The organism is Aquimarina sp. 433 (genome assembly GCF_054054605.1).
This window is the reverse complement of sequence record NZ_JBSWZK010000013.1, coordinates 1-18,758: the sequence shown is the minus strand read 5'-3', so window position 1 is coordinate 18,758 and position 18,758 is coordinate 1. Positions and strand designations below refer to the sequence as shown.

Annotated in this window: 14 protein-coding genes; 4 read left to right on the top strand and 10 right to left on the bottom strand. The window is 31.1% G+C overall.

Translation table 11 applies throughout. From position 1 onward, the window contains the following. Positions 1 to 174: 174 nt before the first annotated feature. Positions 175 to 2,025, top strand: a complete 1,851-nt coding sequence (locus ACWNT5_RS21445) for a glycoside hydrolase family 13 protein (protein WP_456518538.1) — start codon at positions 175 to 177, stop codon at positions 2,023 to 2,025. A gap of 213 nt (positions 2,026 to 2,238) precedes the next feature. Here ACWNT5_RS21445 and ACWNT5_RS21440 read toward each other — a convergent pair whose 3' ends face one another. The 5 genes from ACWNT5_RS21440 to ACWNT5_RS21420 all read right to left on the bottom strand — a co-directional run bounded on the left by ACWNT5_RS21440 (position 2,239) and on the right by ACWNT5_RS21420 (position 5,960). Continuing rightward, complete coding sequence (locus ACWNT5_RS21440) at positions 2,239 to 2,607, bottom strand: hypothetical protein (protein WP_299602290.1); 369 nt, start codon at positions 2,605 to 2,607, stop codon at positions 2,239 to 2,241. A 2-nt stretch (positions 2,608 to 2,609) separates the two neighbouring features. Further along, the gene (locus ACWNT5_RS21435) at positions 2,610 to 3,377 is read right to left on the bottom strand and encodes a DUF3108 domain-containing protein (RefSeq protein WP_299602288.1); all 768 of its coding nucleotides are present in this window, start codon (positions 3,375 to 3,377) and stop codon (positions 2,610 to 2,612) included. A gap of 145 nt (positions 3,378 to 3,522) precedes the next feature. Then, positions 3,523 to 4,389, bottom strand: a complete 867-nt coding sequence (locus tag ACWNT5_RS21430) for an OmpA/MotB family protein (protein ID WP_299602285.1) — start codon at positions 4,387 to 4,389, stop codon at positions 3,523 to 3,525. 101 nt (positions 4,390 to 4,490) lie between these two features. Next, a complete protein-coding gene (locus ACWNT5_RS21425; RefSeq protein ID WP_456518537.1) occupies positions 4,491 to 5,483 on the bottom strand; it encodes a glycosyltransferase family 2 protein in 993 nt (330 codons plus the stop codon). Between the two features lie 33 nt (positions 5,484 to 5,516). Further along, on the bottom strand, positions 5,517 to 5,960 hold the full coding sequence (locus ACWNT5_RS21420) for a type I restriction enzyme HsdR N-terminal domain-containing protein (protein ID WP_456518536.1): 444 nt from the start codon (positions 5,958 to 5,960) through the stop codon (positions 5,517 to 5,519). Positions 5,961 to 5,986: 26 nt separating this feature from the next. On the opposite strand from ACWNT5_RS21420, the gene holA reads away from it, so the two are divergent. Next, entirely contained in the window at positions 5,987 to 6,991 is a 1,005-nt protein-coding gene (holA, locus tag ACWNT5_RS21415; protein WP_299602278.1) for a DNA polymerase III subunit delta, read from the top strand. Positions 6,992 to 7,005: 14 nt separating this feature from the next. On the opposite strand, the gene ACWNT5_RS21410 is transcribed toward holA, so the two are convergent. Together ACWNT5_RS21410 and ACWNT5_RS21405 are read right to left on the bottom strand one after the other, a co-directional pair. Then, positions 7,006 to 7,989: a lipid A-modifier LpxR family protein gene (locus ACWNT5_RS21410; protein WP_456518535.1), complete on the bottom strand. Its 984-nt coding sequence runs from the start codon at positions 7,987 to 7,989 to the stop codon at positions 7,006 to 7,008. Positions 7,990 to 8,069: 80 nt separating this feature from the next. After that, positions 8,070 to 8,525, bottom strand: coding sequence for an Lrp/AsnC family transcriptional regulator (locus ACWNT5_RS21405; RefSeq protein ID WP_456518534.1), 456 nt, complete (start codon positions 8,523 to 8,525; stop codon positions 8,070 to 8,072). 195 nt (positions 8,526 to 8,720) lie between these two features. Here ACWNT5_RS21405 and ACWNT5_RS21400 point away from each other — a divergent pair, with 195 nt between their 5' ends. Continuing rightward, the gene (locus tag ACWNT5_RS21400; protein ID WP_456518533.1) at positions 8,721 to 9,995 is read left to right on the top strand and encodes a cystathionine gamma-synthase family protein; all 1,275 of its coding nucleotides are present in this window, start codon (positions 8,721 to 8,723) and stop codon (positions 9,993 to 9,995) included. Between the two features lie 75 nt (positions 9,996 to 10,070). On the opposite strand, the gene ACWNT5_RS21395 is transcribed toward ACWNT5_RS21400, so the two are convergent. The 3 genes from ACWNT5_RS21395 to ACWNT5_RS21385 form a co-directional block, all read right to left on the bottom strand. Beyond that, positions 10,071 to 11,174, bottom strand: a complete 1,104-nt coding sequence (locus ACWNT5_RS21395) for a DUF418 domain-containing protein (protein ID WP_456518532.1) — start codon at positions 11,172 to 11,174, stop codon at positions 10,071 to 10,073. A gap of 236 nt (positions 11,175 to 11,410) precedes the next feature. Beyond that, positions 11,411 to 12,628 carry a glycosyl hydrolase family 18 protein gene (locus ACWNT5_RS21390; RefSeq protein WP_456518531.1) on the bottom strand — a complete coding sequence of 406 codons (1,218 nt, stop codon included), beginning with the start codon at positions 12,626 to 12,628 and terminating at the stop codon, positions 11,411 to 11,413. A 700-nt stretch (positions 12,629 to 13,328) separates the two neighbouring features. After that, positions 13,329 to 16,340 carry a T9SS type A sorting domain-containing protein gene (locus ACWNT5_RS21385; RefSeq protein ID WP_456518530.1) on the bottom strand — a complete coding sequence of 1,004 codons (3,012 nt, stop codon included), beginning with the start codon at positions 16,338 to 16,340 and terminating at the stop codon, positions 13,329 to 13,331. A 573-nt stretch (positions 16,341 to 16,913) separates the two neighbouring features. Between ACWNT5_RS21385 and ACWNT5_RS21380 the strand changes: the two genes are divergently transcribed. Beyond that, entirely contained in the window at positions 16,914 to 18,578 is a 1,665-nt protein-coding gene (locus ACWNT5_RS21380) for a tetratricopeptide repeat protein (RefSeq protein ID WP_456518529.1), read from the top strand. The last annotated feature ends 180 nt before the right edge of the window (positions 18,579 to 18,758 follow it).

The window sequence follows — 18,758 nt, the reverse complement described above, 5'->3', positions numbered from 1 at the left end:
TAGTTTTCTGTCCCTATCATAAAATCATTCGTATAACAAAATTGATAATAGTTTAAAAAGCTCATTTATTGAAGATGAAATAATTAAAAACTTCATTTTAAATGGATGCTCATAACTATTGTTTTAAAGTTGGATTGGTCCATTTCTTTTGAACACTAAAACAATTTACAAACGATGAAAACTTTTTCAAAGAAAACTCTTCTTTCGTTGAGTACACTATTATTGATCTCTATAAGTGTTTTATCCCAAAAGGTAAAACAACTGGATCATGTAGAACCGCCTTTTTGGTGGGTAGATATGGTAAATCCTGATGTACAACTATTAATACACGGGAAAAATGTAGCAGATTATGATGTTTTAATATCTAATAAAAATGTTGAGTTAAGAAGCGTAAACAAGGTGGCTAATAAGAATTATCTATTTTTAAACCTTACCATTTCAAAGAAAGCCACACCAGGAGATGTAATTATAAAATTCAAAAATGGGAAAGAAAATTTTGAATATGCTTATGAACTAAAACCAAAACCACAAAGAGTTCATAATGGTCAGGCAGTTACATCAGAAGACGTTATATATCTTATTACTCCAGATCGTTTTGCAAATGGAGATATCACCAATGACTCTACGGATGAAACCTTGGAAAAAGTAGATAGAGATAATGAAAATGGAAGACATGGAGGAGATTTACAGGGTGTTTTGGATAACTTAACATATATAGAAGAATTAGGAGCTACTACATTATGGTTGAATCCAGTTTTAGAAAATGATCAATCTGCATATTCTTATCATGGATATGGAATTTCTGATTTTTATAAAACAGATACGCGATTTGGAAGCAATGAAGATTATAAAAAAATCGTAGATGTTTCTCATAAAAAGGGAATGAAAGTAATTATGGATCAGGTGTTTAATCATTGTGGTTCTGGACATTGGTGGATGAATGATTTGCCATCTAAAGATTGGTTAAATCAGTGGGATACTTTTACAAGAAGTAATTTTACCAATATCGCTTCTTCTGATCCATATGTGTCGCCTGATGATTATGAACTATTAACTAGAGGTTGGTTTGATAAGAACTTACCAGACCTGAATCTAGAGAATACGTTTTTAGAAACCTATATGATACAAAACTCTATTTGGTGGGTTACTTATGCTGGTATTGATGGAATCCGATTGGATACCTATCCGTATCCAAGTAAACATGCTATGTCTAACTGGATGAAAGCATTAACTACAGAATACCCAGGTTTTTATATGGTCGCAGAAACATGGGCTGAAAGAGCTTCTTATCTGTCATATTGGAATAATGATAAGTCAAATAGAGATGGATATACTCCTCATGTTAGTAGCATTAGTGATTATGCTTTATATTACTCTATAATCAGAGCTTTTGGAAAAGATGGTGACATCTCGGAATTGTATAAGACCTTAGCAGAGGATTTTGTGTATGGAAATGCTGCAAATAACAAAGTTTTCAATGGGAATCATGATGTTGATCGTTTATTAGCTTTATTGAATGAAAATGTAGACAAGCTAAAACTTAGTATGGTTTTTACATTAACTACACGAGGAATACCTCAAATTTATTATGGAGATGAGATTTTAATGAAAAACAGACGTCCCGATGGAAAAGTAAGGCAAGATTTTCCTGGTGGCTGGAAAAATGATAAAAGAAATGCTTTTACAAAAGAGGGCAGAACAGCTGAAGAAGAAGCAGTATTTAACTATATCAAGACAATTCTAAATTGGAGAAAAACAGCATCTTCTATACATAATGGGAAATTAACTCATTATCAACCTAGGGATAACGTGTATGTATATTTTAGATATACAGAAACCGAAAACACCATGATCATCATAAATAATAGTAACAAGAATTATAATGATTTTGATTTAAAACGTTTTGAGAAGTCGCTAAATGGATATACTAGTGGAAAGGATATTATAAATAATAAGTTGATTAGCAATCTTGATCACATTGCAATATCCAAAAATTCTGCATTGATTATAGAACTTATAAAATAGTAAATCCTATGAAAGAAGTATTAGGGGAGATAGAGATGAATCTTTAGCGTAACAAATTCAGTTTTTGATACCTTAAAACGAGATTGTCAAAAACTGAATTTGTTTATATATCCAACTAATATGTTGGTAGTTATTATTTAAAACTTTATTGCCCAAATACTTTAAATTCATAGTAGTTATTTGGGATACCTCTTTAATTACAACAGGAATTGTTTATTCAGATTCTATTTCCTCGAGATCTCCTTCAATTTCTTCTAACTCACTTTCAATTTCCTTGAGTTCCTCGATAGCCTCTTCTTTACTTTGTTCTTCCTTCTGTTGAAACTCAGTATCCACAGCAACTTCATCTTTTACCCAAAAAGATTTAGAGCCACTAGCTATAGCCACTAATATTCCTATTGTTAGAAAGAGTATTGATAATTTTTGGGGTTTATCATTTTTTTTGGAGAAATAATAAGCTCCAAATCCAGCAATAAGCGCAACAACTCCTGGCAAAACTCCAATAGTTCCAAAAGGAAGTATTGCCATAATAATCCCTAGAAAAGCTGCAATTGCTGCAACTGATAATAATACAATTCTCATGATTAATTTTTTAAACCAGAAGCCTGAGTTAAGGTTAGTTGACCTGTACCAGCCGGAATACTAAATTTAATTAGCACGGGAACCTTATTCGCATCTGCGGTAAGATATACAATATTTTTATTAGTTCCTTTAAGCTGATTATTATTTACAGCTATTTTGTAACATTCTTTACTACCCATTGTTTTGGTATTGATTGTTTCTTTACCAAGTAGTTTTAGATATGCAGTTTGAGGTTTTCTATCAAACAATATGGTTATTTTTTGATTCGTACCAACAGGAGCCTTTTCAATATCCATGTTTCGGATATGGTATAATGTAGAAACTACGTCATAAGTGTTAGAACCCATTTTCAGCGTTTTGGTATTAGGTTCCTTTTTCTTTTGCATAGTAGCTTTTATAGTTCCTTTTTTATAACTATAAACATATTTTTCTTTTTTGATGTAACCACCTTCATTGATATCCCTTTTGTATAAATACGGTTTTAAATTACTTGGATTAACATAAGCTTCATATACATCTCTGATCTTAAAAAAAGAATCCCACTTAGAATACGTAGCAGCATTACATTTTAAGCGCAGGTAATTACTCTTTCCAGTATTTACTCTCGTGGTTTGCATGGTTACCTGAGCTAAGTTGGTTAATAAGCCAGACATATTATAAGAAGCGGTATATACTAATTTTTCATTTTCTCCAATAGAAGTATTGGATTTATTTTGTGCATTTGCAGTTATAAAAGAAAGAAAAAGTACGAGGATAGATAATTTTCTCATTATATTTTATAAATATGAATTGATTTCTAAATAATTAAGTTTTTGGTTGATTTAGATTCAATTTTTATACCAATTTGTTTTCTACAAAATTAAAAAAAGGGTTAACGTAACGATTAACCCTTTTTCAAAAATACTTTATTATTTTTTAGTTACCACCTTCAGTAGCCTTTTTCATACCATCTTCTATCATATTATAGAATTGATCAAGCTTAGGTAGTACAACTATTCTAGTACGTCTATTTTTAGATCTATTGGCAGCTGAAGAGTTATCTGCTACCGGGATATAATAACTACGTCCTGCAGCGGTCATTCTTTTTGGATCTACACCAAATTCGTTTTGTAAAACTCTCACAACGGATGTAGCTCTTTTCACACTTAGATCCCAGTTATCTAATAAAACTTTGTTTTTAATAGGCACATTATCAGTATGTCCTTCTACTAAAAATTCGATGTCTGGTTTGTCATTAACTACTTTAGCTACTTTTCCTAATACTTCTTTTGCTCTGGTAGAAACGTTATAGCTTCCACTCTTAAATAAAAGTTTATCAGAAATAGAAACATATACTACACCTTTTTCTACATTTACCTCAATATCTTCATCTGCTAAGTTTCCAAGTGCTCCTTTTAAACTTGTTACTAAGGCTAGTGTAACAGAATCTTTCTTATTTAAAGCGTCGTTCATAGTCTTGATCTGAAGATCTTTTTCTTTAATACTTTCTAAAGATCTTTCTAAGTTTTCTGCTTCTTTAGTTGATAAAGTTGCAAGATTACCAACATTGTTTAATAAAGCAGAATTTTGGTTTTTAAGATTATTTACTTGATCTCTTAAAACCTTAAGTTCAGAACTTTCGCTAGCTTTTTCTTCTAAACAGCTATTTAATTTTACTGTGGCTGTATTTAATAAATCTTGTGTTTCTTTTTGTTTAGCCTCTAGATCTGCATATTTCTTCTGTGATACACAAGAAGATAATAAAACAGCCATAGAAGCTCCGATAATCATTGCTTTTTTCATTAGAAAACGTGTTTTTAGTCTTATTCTGGTTATAGAGACTCAAAATTATTAAAATTGTGACGTAATGTCGTTGTATTAACAATTATTTAATCAATATAACCTTACAAATGGTTAAATAGTTTTTTATTCAAGATATAATACTGCCATACAACGGAAGAAATAGTATAATATTTCCTTTTAGCCCCTGATTTTTTGCGTTTTTTAACAAAAGTTGGCAGTTTTTTGTAAAAGCTGAAATGTGCATTAAGAATTGCTAGGCAATGAGAGGTTTTTCCTTCAAATACAAATTTTAAAGCTGCGATTCCATCTAACAAAAGTCTTGCAAATATAATGAACCAGCCATACATTCCAGAAGTATTTTTTAGAATCATTAATAAATTATTTCTGAAATTAAGAAATGTTTTTCGTGGATTCATTACATCCAGTGTAGCGCCACCTAAATGAAATACTTTAGACTGTCCTGCATATTTGATCTGATAACCACTATTTTGTATTCGCCAACAAAGATCTATTTCTTCTTGATGTGCAAAAAAATCTTCATCCAAACCTTCCATTTCTTCGAAAACATTTCGCCTAATAAAAAGACAAGCTCCGCTAGCCCAAAATATTTCCCGTTCATCATCATACTGTCCTAGATCTTCTTCTAGCGTGTCAAAAATTCTTCCTCGACAGTATGGATATCCAAATTGATCAATAAATCCACCAGCGGCCCCTGCATATTCAAAGTAATTTTTTTTCTTGTAATCAAGAATTTTAGGTTGAACTGCTGCAACCTTTTCAGAAGCTTTAAAAGTATTAATGACAGGAGTAAGCCAACCTTCAGAAACTTCTACATCACTATTTAATAAACAGTAGATATCTGCATCAATTTTTGTTAACGCGTCATTATAACCTTTAGCATAACCTCCGTTTACTTCGTTTTGTACAACGGTGACTTCTGGATAAGAAGTATGCAAGTAGCTTACTGAATCATCAGTAGATGCATTGTCAGCAACGTAGACTTTTGCTTCTTTAGAATATTTTAAAACCGAAGGTAGAAATTGCTCTAATAAGGAGCGTCCATTCCAATTTAATATGACGATAGCTATTTTCACAGGTGCAAATTAAAAAGAAATAATACTAAATAACTATTTATAATCGGGAATATCCTTTAGGAAACTATACCGTTTTTCTACATAATCCAACTGACAATAATAATGATTCATCCCATTAGTGATCATAAGATATTCTGCATTAAGCGCCAGGTTGTAACGAGCAATTTGATCAAAAACGTGTTGTGTGATTTTTACAGTTGGGGATTTACATTCTATGATTAAATAAATACTACCATCTGGATTAAAAATGATAATATCATAACGCTTATTTAAATCATTTACCTTAATTAGTTTCTCCACATTAATCAAGCTTTCTGGGTATTTTTTGTTTTCGATTAGATACTGAATAGTATGCTGTCGAACCCATTCTTCTGGATTAAGGATGATGAATTTTTTGCGAATTCTGTCGAAAATAGAAATTTTATTTTCGCTACTTTTGAATCGAAATTGATATGCTGGAAAATTAAGCTTTTGCATACCACAAATTTGATGATTTTTTCTGAATGGATGAAGTAAAACAGATCGTAAGCGATATAAAAAATGGAAACATTAAACCTATCTATTTTCTAATGGGAGAGGAACCCTATTATATAGATAAGATTTCTGAGTATATCGATAAAAATGTTTTAGCCGAAGAAGAGAAAGGATTTAATCAAATGGTTTTATATGGCCGCGATGTTACCATTGATGATATTGTTTCTAATGCAAAACGATATCCAATGATGGCAGAACGACAGGTAGTTATTGTAAAGGAAGCTCAAGATCTATCGAGAACAATAGAAAAATTAGCAGACTATGCTGAGAATCCTCAGATGACAACGGTTTTAGTCGTTTGTTATAAGTACAAGAAGATAGATAAGCGAAAGAAGTTATACAAAATTGTTGCTAAAAATGGTGTGATCTACGAAAGCAAGAAATTGTACGAAAATCAGGTTGCAGATTGGATTAGAAGAGTGTTAGCGGGATCTAAATATACCATAGACCCTAAAGCATCACAAATGTTAGTAGAGTTTTTAGGAACTGATCTCAACAAGATCAATAATGAATTAGAGAAGTTAAAATTAATTATACCTAAAGGTCAACCCATTACGGCGGATCAAATAGAGGAGAATATTGGGATTAGTAAGGAGTTCAATAATTTCGAACTCCGAAAGGCTATAGGAACCCGAGATATTGTTAAAGCACATAGAATTATCAATTATTTTGCTCAGAATCCAAAGGATAATCCACTGGTAGTTACTATTTCGTTACTGTATAGTTTTTTCTCTCAGGTGCTACAATATCATGGTTTAGCAGATAAATCACAGCGTAGTGTAGCCAGTGCATTAAAAATAAACCCTTACTTTGTTAGTGACTATTCTGATGCCAGTAGAAATTATCCAATGAAAAAAGTGAGTCAGATTATAGCACTTCTTAGAGAAGCTGATGTAAAGAGTAAAGGAGTAGGGGCTGCCAGTCTTCCTCCCGGAGATATTCTAAAAGAACTTTTGGTAAAAATTATGGGATAGTTTCTTTTATGCTCTTAAAATCTGTATGCTACGTTAAATGTTCCATATCCATGATTTTCAGTATCATTTAATACTCCTGTTGACCATAAATAGATGAAGTTGATTGAGAATCTATTCAAAGAATAGAACAATCCACTACTAAGATGCCATGAAATATTGTTAAGCTCATCCACTCCATATGCTTTGTCGTCGAATATATTTCCTTGTATGGTTGCATTATAAGCTACAAAACGAGTTTCTACATTAAATTTGAAAAATAGTTCGGAATTTTTCTTTGGTAGTAATATAGAATTATGAAAACCGCTAGACTCTGTAATACTTCTGTATTTACCGATTCTAAAACCTGCAGTAGGTGCAGCCCTTATATACAAATTTCCTAAATGTGCTGTTCCTCCTGCATAGATATGAAACCATTTAGCAGAAGGATTGAAATCATATAGTAAAGAACTTTTAAAATTTAATATAAATTGATTTTCTAATTGAAATTGCCAACCATCATAGATAGGATCTCCAGTGATATTTTCATGAAACCAATCCTGTATTGCTCCTACCTGCGATGAAGGTCCAATGATACCTGTTAAAATTTCTGATTTAACGAAAGATCTTTCAAAAGTATAAGTGGCGCCAAGGGTTGCATATAATAATCCTGCAAATGGACGATCAAAATCATCTCGATCTTCAATTTCAGGTGTCAAAGCAAATTCGCGAACTCCAGAAGGTGTGTAACCTTCTATTTTTAAACCTATTGAATAGAAAACGTTTTTTTTGGTTTTAAATAATTTTTGTAAGCCTAAGAATTTTTCCTTTTTGAAAGCGTACTCTAATCCAATTCCATAAGAATAATATCTGTCAGAATCTCTGAAAACTGCAAAGATATCATTGTCAATAACGACTTTTGTTTCGGAATGAAAAGTCCTTTTTTGAGGTTCTGTATCATCTTGAGCAGATAAAATATTAATAAAAGTAAAAAGTAAAAGAAAAGGAACTTTTGAATTCATTGTAATAAAAGGTGTGTCTATCAAACAAAGGTATAAATCATTCTATTTTTGAGTTTGTATTTTAACGTTTATATAATAGTTTAAGGAATTGGGAGAAAAGAAAAGTCTTTTACCTCTGTCATTACGAAGGAGCTTTGTACCTTAGAAATATTCTCTAAAGATGCTAATTTATTAGAAAGGAAGTGTTGGTAACTTTCCATGTCCTTTGCATAGATTTTAATAAGGTAGTCAAACATTCCAGCAACATGATAACACTCTACAACTTCTGGAAATTGCTGAATATCCTTCTCAAACTTTTTAAGATAATCCGTTTGATGAAGGTTTAAGGTAACATTACAGAATACCATAAGTTGTAATCCTGCCTTTTTTCTATCTAGTATCGCTTTATACGATTTTATATAACCTTCTTTTTCTAGTTTTTTTACTCGTTCGAATATTGGGGTAGTAGTAAGGTTTAGTCGCTCTGCAATCTCCTTAATGGTAATTTTACCATTTTTCTGCAATAAGTTAAGGATTGATCGATCTGTTGTATCCATATTTTTTTTCTAATAGTAGATGTTTTTCAAGTTAAAAATAGAATATTATTCTTTTAAAAATCATTTTTTTTATTTTAAATTCTAAATATTGATCTATTTATGGATTTTATTTCTTTGTTTGGTAATTTTATACTGCTAAGAAGTAGGAATATTTCTTTTTAATAGATGTATCAATAATAGAAAAGGTATCTACAGATGAACGAACATGATTTTAGTCCAGAAAGCTTAATGATGACATATGGTTATAAACCTGAATTATCTGAAGGAGCAATTAAATGTCCAATTTTTCAAACATCAACTTTTGTTTTTAAAACAGCAGAAGAGGGAAAAGCTTTTTTTGAATTAGCTTATGGTTTAAGAGAAAAATCTGAGAAGGAAGAATTAGGTTTAATTTATAGTCGAATTAACAATCCAAACTTAGAAATATTAGAAAATAGATTATGTCTTTGGGATAAAGCAGACGATTGTGCTGTTTTCGAAAGTGGTATGTCTGCGATAAGCACTGTTTTGTTAGAGTTCTTAAAACCTGGAGATCTACTAGTATATAGCAATCCAGTATATGGAGGAACAGATCATTTTATACATCATTTCTTAGATAAAATAGGAGTGCATACGATTGGTGTTATGCCCAATCAGAGTATTGAAGAAGTAGAAAAGATGATCGATGCATCTGGTAAGGCTGATAGGTTGGCTATGATTTATTTAGAAACACCTGCCAATCCTACAAATGATATTGTAGATATTAGTAAGTTTAGTCAAATTGCTTCTAAATATAGTTCAGAAGATAAAAAAGCATTAGTAGCTGTAGATAATACCTATATGGGACCGTTATGGCAGCATCCTTTGCAATGTGGTGCAGATTTGGTATTATATTCAGCAACTAAATATATTGGAGGACATAGTGATTTAATTGCAGGTGCGGTGTTAGGAAATGCTGAATTAATGGTTCGCGTAAAAACATTAAGAACGTTTTTAGGGAATATGGTCAGTCCTCATACCGCTTGGTTGATGTTACGAAGTTTAGAAACCTTAAAAGTACGAATGGATCAACAGACAAAGAATGCACAAGTTGTAGCAAATTACCTAAACATGCATCCCAAAGTTGAGAAAGTGTATTATTTAGGTTTGTTAGAAGAAGGAACCGAGGCACATGGTATTTATAAGAAACAATGTTCTGCTCCTGGTGCTATGGTATCTTTTGATATCGTAGGTGGAGAAAAAGAAGCTTTTATGTTTCTTAACAATCTGAAGTTAATGAAACTTGCAGTAAGTTTAGGTAGTACAGAGAGTTTGGCAGAGCATCCTAAAACGATGACACATGCAGGAGTGGATGAGCAACAAAGGCAACAAATGAATATTACAGATCAGTTGGTACGATTATCTATTGGTGTAGAGAGCGCAGATGATTTGATTTGGGATCTTGAGCAAGCACTAGAAAAGGTTTCAGCCACTAGTGCCGTAATGGTTTAGGCGTTAATCAATTCTTTAAGAAAAATAATCTTTACGAAATATTGACCCGGTTACATTAGTAGCTGGGTTTAATATTTATGAAGCTTTTCTTATTGGAAATACTTTCTTGTACGTAACACATCTCCAAATCCATTCTAAAGGACCAAAACTAAAATAACTTAACCATACTTTACTAAGTATCAGCTGAAAGATAAAAACAATAAATGCTGTTCCTAATGCAGCAGATGGGCTTAGAGTTTCGTAAAGTTTAAAACCAACAGAGCTAAATAAGATAAGACCTACTAAACTTTGTATAATATAGTTGGTTAATGCCATTCTTCCTGCATATTTTAAGGGAGATAAAATCTTCTTTAATTTAGAATAGTACCAAAGCCATCCAATTCCCCAAAGGTAAAATAAGCCCATACACACATCAGAAAGTACCATTAGTTTTATGAATATTGGTCTGAAATATTCATTATTGTAAACCTCATATTCTGGAAGTATAAAAAGAAAAACTAATCTGTAAATGTTAGAAATTATGGTAATTAATAACATTGGTGTTTTAATCTTAATTATAAAAACATCTAAATTTTCATGGATTTTGTTTTTTCCGATGTATAAACCTAGAAGAAACATTGATATCGCTACAGGTGCTAAAAAACCAAAAAGCATAGGAATATTAGAAAGATATTCCAGCAATCGTAATTTCATTCCTTCAAAATAAGTACCATTCTTTATGATTTGATTTACTGTAGTCCCAGTATATTCTATTAAGTACGTCTCAGGTCTGAAGTTTATAAGATCAAACAAAAAACCTAAAAGTAGATCATAAAAAGGAAATAATAGAAAGATAGTAGAAAGAGTGAGGACTAGTTTGTTTGATTTTTTTATTAATAATGTAATAAATAGTCCTAATATAGCATATAGGTTGAGTACATCTCCGGACCATAACAAAATTATATGTAAAACACCTATAATTAATAAAAAGAGCATTCTTCTTCTAAAAAAAGAAAATGACAACATATTTTTGTCTAACATTTTAATGGCCTGCATCGAAATCCCCAGACCAAACAATAAAGAGAAAATCGGGAAAAACTTTGTGTAAAAGAATAGCTGTAAAATTTTTTCGGAAATTTGATCTATAATAGAAGTCCATTGTTTAGCGAATTCGTCTTGATTTAGAAAAGTGGAATTCATGATAACTATGTTTACAACAAAAATTCCAAGAATTGCAAAACCTCTGTAAACATCTAAGATTTCGATTCTTTTTTTTGTTTGTACAGGTGCCTTAGAGAACTTGTTTATAGATACTGTAGTTTTAATGGTAGGTGAGATTTATTAACTACAAAAATGAAGATACTTTTCTGTTTCACAAAATGAAATAGCTATCAAATATTTTTCAAAAAATGCCGTATGCGTTTATAGATGTTCAGTTATTTTGAAAATTTTTCTGCTATCAAATCCCACAACTCATCGTATCCTTCATCATATCCCAAAGCCCAAATACCAATACCAGAAATCTTTTTTTCTTTAATCCAATCATATTTTATAGATAAAGATTTCACATCTTCAAAAAAAAGCTGTCTGTATTCCTCGTTATTAAAATCTTTCATAACGATATAACTAGAAGAGCTTTTGGGATCAAATTGGACAGGAATCTTTAATGAATCTATATAGGTGCTTTTAATAGTGTGATAGCGCGGATGCGATTTAAATGTATTTACTATGCTTCCAATTTTTGGTTTTTTCGTATACCATTCTGCACCATAATAAGGCAATCCTACAATGAGTTTGTCAAAACGTACACCTTTGTTATGATAATAATCAATAGAAGATTGTAATCCTTTTCCAAATTTTTTGGTTTTTGCAAATGGTGTAACAGGACCGGTAATTTTGCTAAAACTTCCGAAGTAATCGTATCCCATTAAAGTATAAAAATCAACATATGTATCTATAGCATTAATATCAAAAATATCATTCCAATCTTTTGCATAAAGACATAAAGAAACCTGGTAGTTTGGATTTACTTCTTTCAAATGTTTAGAAATATTGATAATAAATTGAGAGAATTGCTTTCTGTTTTTTCTAGAAACACCTTCAAAATCAATATTTATTCCATTTGCAGATCGCTGATTTAATAGAATAGCTAAACTATCTCCTAATACTTTTTGAGCTTTTTTGTTTTCTAAGAAAATACGATTGTTTTTAGCTCCAAAGTTCGAAACAGATAAAAAAACTTTACATCCTTTTGTTTTTGCACTATCTATAAGAGCAGTAGTTTTCCACTGATGAATGTTTTTATAACTTCCTGTTTTAGGTTGTATTTCATAAGAAAAATAGGAAACACCCCATAACAATGAAAAATTATAATTTTTATACATTGATCCGTTTGGATAGATATGCCATCCAAAAGTTCGTACACCTGGAAGCAGTGTACTATTTGGATGATTTTTCTTTTTAATTGAGATCTTGTGTAGACTATCCCACTGCTTTTCGGTTTTGAAATTATGTTTTGCGAATTCAGTGTTTAATAAATTACGATGACTTATGTAGTTGGGGTTTTCTGTATCAGTTTTAACTTCTTCCGATGTATTTTGATTACATCCGATTAATTGTAATATTAAAAGTAATAGAAGAAATAACTGCTTCATTTTTTAGATCTTAGTTTTAGTAGTTCACTTTGGTTGATATGATTGTTACTTTAAAGATAGTATTAAAGTTTAGATAATAAATCTTGTTTTTTAAAATTATTGAATGGTTTTAAACAACTGATTATCAATTATTTGTTTTATAAAGGGGGATTGTCACTATGAATTTCGGGTGTTTTCCCCCATTGTGCTGTGTGTTTTCCTGAAGTATATTTGTACCAGAAATATAAATAAAGAGATATTCACCATTTACACAGATAATATTATGAACTTATTAGGCATTAACTTCCGTTTTATTTTAGATTTTTTACAAGAACTTCCTAAAGCTAGCAGCCACGCTATTCATAGGTAATAAGAGGCAAATTATACGTAAAGACGAAATTCAAGTGTTTTCACCTATTTCGCAAGATCATTAGAGCAGTTAGTTTTACACCATATTAAAATCCAAATTCTATTAAACAACTTTACACAAGATACTATGAAACCATTTCGTATTAATTTCAAGTTTTTAAAAAAATTTTTAAGAGAACTTCCGAAGGCTTGTAGCCACGCAATACACAGATAAATCTGGTATTTAAAAAAGGAAGAAACAATTTATTAGAATTTTGGGGGAAATTCTAATAGTTAGTTATAATAGTGGGGACAAAAAAACCGAATGTTTTTACATTCGGTTTTTTTAATATTAAATTTTAATTTTTTGAAATTAGCGAATAATAAACCTACTACTGGTTTTATCGGATTTAAGAATATATACTCCGCTAGGTAAATTAGAAATATCTAAGCTAATAACTTGATTATCTGGATTTAGATTCATGATTTGTTTTCCCGTAATATCATACAGTCGTAAATACCAATTTCCTTTTTGAAATATATTGACATAAGTACCTTTAACCGGATTAGGAGATATCATTAAAGTAGCTTCATTATTGCTTTGATCACCAAACCCTGATTCTTTTAATGATTCTGGTAACACTTGGATTATCATAACTTTTTTAGTTCTTAATCCTTCATTATCAATGGCAACTACTCGTACTCGATAGTTTCCGGTAGCTAGATTTTGTAGTTTTGGATTTCCACCCCATCCGTAAGGCGCTTCTGTATCAATACGAATTAATTCTCCATTTAGATATAGTCTAACCTCTCTAATTTCTCCATCTGGGTCATTTGCTTCCGCACGAACAATAAGATTATCACCTTCAAAGTATGGTTCATCTTCATTAGGGCTAATCATGGTTAGCTCTGGAGCCCTATTATCTCTGTAATCTTCAGCATCAAGTCCAATAATATTGATTCTAAAATCTATACCAAAAGTCTCACCCGTTCCTCTATCTGTTATAAATTCGGTGAGAGTAGTGTAAGTACCTAGATCATCTTCTTCTATACCATAAGTTTTTATATAATTTTCAAGAGTTTCTTTGTTTTTGAAATCATAGGTTCTATTTCTAATGGTTGGGAATCTCCTAGCATATGCATGTCCAAAAGGGTACGTTCCTAATCGATCAGTTATCATTCCATTTACCACAGCAGTGTAATCGCCTGTATTTGTGTTAATTTTAGTATCCATATTACTACCTCTGGTAAAAGTTACATCTACATTGGCATCCAATACAGAAGCGTTATATATGTTTTCATTACTTCGGTCTAGTTGTCTATAGATTCTATTTCTATCGAATCCGGGGATTTTTACATTTATAAAATTAAGTTTATGTTGAGGGTTGGAATCGGTTCCACGACCATCAGTAAATCCATCCCCTCTCCAATTATGAAATGTTGTATTTACCAAACATAGATTATCCAAGTCACCACCTATAAGACCCGCACTGTCGCCATTATAATAATTTCCGTTACGAACCATATATCCAAAATTGGTGGTAATATACATGGCTCTACCTGTATTCCATGTAGTGTGGTTATCTATAATAGACAATCTGTGATGAAAAGCTTGAGCAGCTCTATCTTTGGATCTAAATCCACTACTACATCCATATGCTTCATTGTTATTGAATTCTAATAATGGTGCAGCTGCTGGATCTACATAATCTTGTAGAGGAAAAAGGTTTTCTGGATATACGTTGGTTCTTACTTTATCTCTAATGCTTAGCACTGTTCCTCCACCATCATAGGCATAAGCTTCTCTTGATGAAGCAGCTACGTTATTTACCATTCTTACTGCTCTACCTTGTAATCCATAGGCTTCACCAATTCTAAAATCATCATCTAATAAATCTGATACAATAGAGTTTAGAGCTGAAGGAGCATCTCGATCCATGTCGGCAAAGTAGTAGTTTCTTCCATCTGGTCTTGCAGTTGTAACTAGGTTGTTTTCCCAGATTCCAGTTTCAGAACCACTTTCTGCAACCATACCAGATCCATCGATAAAATAAACGACATTATTGGCAAAAGAAGCATGACTATCGTGATGTACCATACCCCAACCAGGAGAACCCCAAACAGCCAATCCATGCGCTTCTGCCATTCTGGTTTGAGAATCTTTCATTCTATGAAAATGCATTGCATATCTTCCTCTTTGATTCTCAATATTCTGAGGTAGGGCTTTTTCTTCAACAAAATTTCGTATTCTAACAAATGGCTTTCCATCTTCATCTAACTCACCTGTTTTTCTTAAGTCATATTTAAAATCATCAAGGATATTATGTTTATTACTTCTACCAAGATCTTTGAATGCTGCAAAATGAATTTTAACATTGGTAGTATTCATAAACATGGTATGACCACGACGGGTAATGTCATCATTTATATTGTTATTGTTATCGGTAAAATCTATGGATTTAAAAGTAATGTTTCGGGTTAAATTTGATAGGTGACAAAAAAGGTTGGCCTCTGGTATTCCTTGGTGCGAGTTTCTTGTTTGCGCGTTAAAAGTTACCTCATTGGTCGCTTCATTGATGGCTTCTATTACGAATTCTTCATCCTGTGTTCTGATACCATCATTTCTAACTCTAAATATACCTTGAGTACCTGATAAAACCACATCGTCTCCTATATTCCAATTTATAGGAGTGTCTTCAAGAGTTGTTTTATTTCTTCTTCTCGCTGTAGGTCTGGTAGTTCGTAAAAATGGAGTTTTTTCCTTACCAAAAATATTCACTATTCCCATAGTCATCAACCCTAATGAAGCTTGTGTTGGGTCCCATTCATATCTACCTAAAACTCCAGGTCCATCAGTAAATAATCGATTTCCAAAATGATCGTTCATTCGTTTTCCATCAGAATAATGACTTCTAGCTTGCGCATTCCATCGACTTCCACCAATTTGACCATTTTTCTTTTTTTCAATATCGAATGCCTTAAAATGAATATCAATAGTACCATCTGCTGGTTGATCAGCTTTGATATCTAATTCTGACATCATACCACAAAAAAAGGTATCTACTATTAGTTTTCTTCTAGCACCTGCTGGAGCTCTAAAAATCATTTTACCATCGTTTCGTATGGCGAATATGTGAGCATTACTATTGACGTTATAGGTTACATACTTTCCTTGAGGTATAATTACAATAGAGGATAAACCAGGAACCGTTCCTGAATCCCAAGTGTTAGGATCGTCCCAATATCCAGAATTCATTACTTTATGAGTAGCAGTATTGGTTGGAATAATTGCACTCATATCCAACATTTGAGCTTTTCCAGAAAATGAGAAGCAGATAAGGGTCAGTAAAAAATGAATACATCTTTTTAGATTAATTTTTTTCATGGCATTTGTTTACGTTAGTATTAATATGTATACCTCTTAGGTATTTACACATAGTGACAGAGTATCTTTAGATGTTGTTTAGCTAAAGAATCTTTGTTTTTAAAGGACTTGCAGTAATTTGCGAATTAATACTAGGGTAGGAAAGATTGTATTTTGCGCTAGAAAAATTTAATTAATAATTTATTAGTTTAAGGTTCATATAATTTGATGAAAAGACTTTTATAATTAATTCTGGATTTAATTATAGATCGTCGTTTTAGATTGCAAATTTAGCACTGGTGATTGTTGTTTTTTATACTGTATAGGTTGATTTGATGTAATCAAACTCATATTCTGAGGTTGATAAAATGTAAACATTGTAAACTTTTTAGATATTAAATGTTTGAAAATCAGTGTTTTGCTTTTTATTTTTTGTGTTAGTGTTACTTTTTAAAAAATAAAGTCAGTTATTTTTCTTTATTTAAAGGAGGGAAGTATCTAATTTATTTCAAGTCGTTCTTAAAATTAAATCAGTTAATTATTAAAACAACATTTGTACATAGGAAGAAGAATAGTTTTCAAAGAATATTGAAAGTGTTTTTCTTTTTATTTTTTATATCCAATTTTACGTTAGCTCAGAAAGAAAATAATCTTTCTAAAGCGAAAAGGATTGATAGCCTAATATCTTCATTAGACAAAAATTATAATGATCCTAAAAAGCTAAAGGAAGTTTTAGATATGAGTTCGGATATCGAATACTTTGTTGGAATGAGTAAAGCACATATGATATTAAGCTTTTATTATAGAAAGCATGATATCGTTGATAGTGCATTTTATCATGTGAATCGTTCTATAAAACTTTGTAAAGAGAATAATTTGGATAAAGAATTGCATAATTCTTATTTGTCTTTAGGAAGTATTTATGGGAAAATTAAGAACTATGAAAAGTCCCTAGAAGTAAATTTAAAGGCATATGATTTTTATAAAAAACAGGATTCCAATAAACATAAAACTATATTAAGGGCATTACAAATAAATATAGCATCTACCTATAGTTTGTTGGGGGATTATGAGCTGGCTCATCAATACTACATAAAAATCTTACAGGATCCAAATTTTGATTCTGCTTCGATTCATTATAGTCAACTACATCAGAATATTGCTTTGAATCTCAAAAGGCAAAAAAAGTTTGATGAAGCTTTAATATGGTTAGATAAAGGCTTAGAATTAACTAAGAGTAATAATCAAGAATTGATTAAAAATGATATCCTTAAAAGCATGTGTGATGTTTATTTGCTCCAAAATGAAAATATAGAAGCGGAAAAAATATACCATTTGGTAAATGAGGAGTATAATTGGGACAAAGATTTTTATTTGGGTATGATTTATTTAGGGTTGAATAAATTACAAGATGCTGAGATACTTTTTTTAAAATCCATAGAGAGAGAAAAAGATGATCGAAAGAATATGGATAGTTTTCATAAGCTTTCCGAAGTATATGCTAAACAAAACTCATGGAAAAAAGCAAAAGAAAGCAAGGATAAGTATTATGCGATTAAAGACAGTTTAACAATTTTAAATAATAAGGAAATAATCAAAAATAACGAAATAGGTTTTAAGCTAATTGAAGAAGAACTTTTGAATAAACAGCTGGATATAGAGAATAAGCTTTTGGTTACGAAAAATAAAAGACAGTTCAATATTATAATTGGAGTGACACTTTTATCCCTAATAGGAGTTTTGTGTTTTTTTCTATTAATAAAAAATATAAGAGTAAATAAAGAATTAACTAAACTCAAGAAAACAGAGAAGAAGTTATTAGAAGATAAGATCCAACTAAGAGAAAACGAATTGAATATGACTGTTGCAGCAATAACAAATCGCCAAAAAATGTTTGAAGAGTTAAAAACTGAAATTGATAAGTTCGATAAATCAACCCCCCAAATAAAAAACCTTAAGGACAAATTGAGAGGGTTAATGATGTCAGGTGATGATCTGTTTGCAATTCAAGATAGAGTAGAATCTAGATATCCCGGTCTCATCACCCAACTTAAAAAAGCATATCCTCAATTATCCAATACCGAAATTAGATATTGTGTTTTCACAAAACTTAATTTATCAATTAAAGAAACTGCTGGTATTTTAGGAGTTTCTGCTGATACTGTAAAAACTTCTAGAAGTAGAATTAAAAAGAAGATGGAAATTCCAGAATCCTATACACTTGGAACATATTTAGAGGAGTTTTTTAATACTTATTAAAAATTATAAATAAAAAAGTCAGACCTACAAAGTCTGACTTTTTTATTTATAATTATGTCTCGTCCTGAAATAAGTTGACGTAATTTAGACTTATTTATGACACATTCAGAAGAACCAAGGAAGAAGCGTACACAACGAGATTATAATTTAGGCTTTAAATTATCAGTAGTTGCTCAAGTA

What these genes read in the sequence shown, in the direction of transcription:
- ACWNT5_RS21445 (WP_456518538.1), top strand. Translation starts at nt 175, where the DNA reads ATGAAAACTTTTTCAAAGAAAACTCTTCTTTCGTTGAGTACACTATTA.
- ACWNT5_RS21440 (WP_299602290.1), bottom strand. Translation starts at nt 2,607, where the DNA reads ATGAGAATTGTATTATTATCAGTTGCAGCAATTGCAGCTTTTCTAGGG.
- ACWNT5_RS21435 (WP_299602288.1), bottom strand. Translation starts at nt 3,377, where the DNA reads ATGAGAAAATTATCTATCCTCGTACTTTTTCTTTCTTTTATAACTGCA.
- ACWNT5_RS21430 (WP_299602285.1), bottom strand. Translation starts at nt 4,389, where the DNA reads ATGAAAAAAGCAATGATTATCGGAGCTTCTATGGCTGTTTTATTATCT.
- ACWNT5_RS21420 (WP_456518536.1), bottom strand. Translation starts at nt 5,960, where the DNA reads ATGCAAAAGCTTAATTTTCCAGCATATCAATTTCGATTCAAAAGTAGC.
- holA (WP_299602278.1), top strand. Translation starts at nt 5,987, where the DNA reads ATGGATGAAGTAAAACAGATCGTAAGCGATATAAAAAATGGAAACATT.
- ACWNT5_RS21410 (WP_456518535.1), bottom strand. Translation starts at nt 7,989, where the DNA reads ATGAATTCAAAAGTTCCTTTTCTTTTACTTTTTACTTTTATTAATATT.
- ACWNT5_RS21405 (WP_456518534.1), bottom strand. Translation starts at nt 8,525, where the DNA reads ATGGATACAACAGATCGATCAATCCTTAACTTATTGCAGAAAAATGGT.
- ACWNT5_RS21400 (WP_456518533.1), top strand. Translation starts at nt 8,721, where the DNA reads ATGAACGAACATGATTTTAGTCCAGAAAGCTTAATGATGACATATGGT.
- ACWNT5_RS21395 (WP_456518532.1), bottom strand. Translation starts at nt 11,174, where the DNA reads ATGAATTCCACTTTTCTAAATCAAGACGAATTCGCTAAACAATGGACT.
- ACWNT5_RS21390 (WP_456518531.1), bottom strand. Translation starts at nt 12,628, where the DNA reads ATGAAGCAGTTATTTCTTCTATTACTTTTAATATTACAATTAATCGGA.
- ACWNT5_RS21385 (WP_456518530.1), bottom strand. Translation starts at nt 16,340, where the DNA reads ATGAAAAAAATTAATCTAAAAAGATGTATTCATTTTTTACTGACCCTT.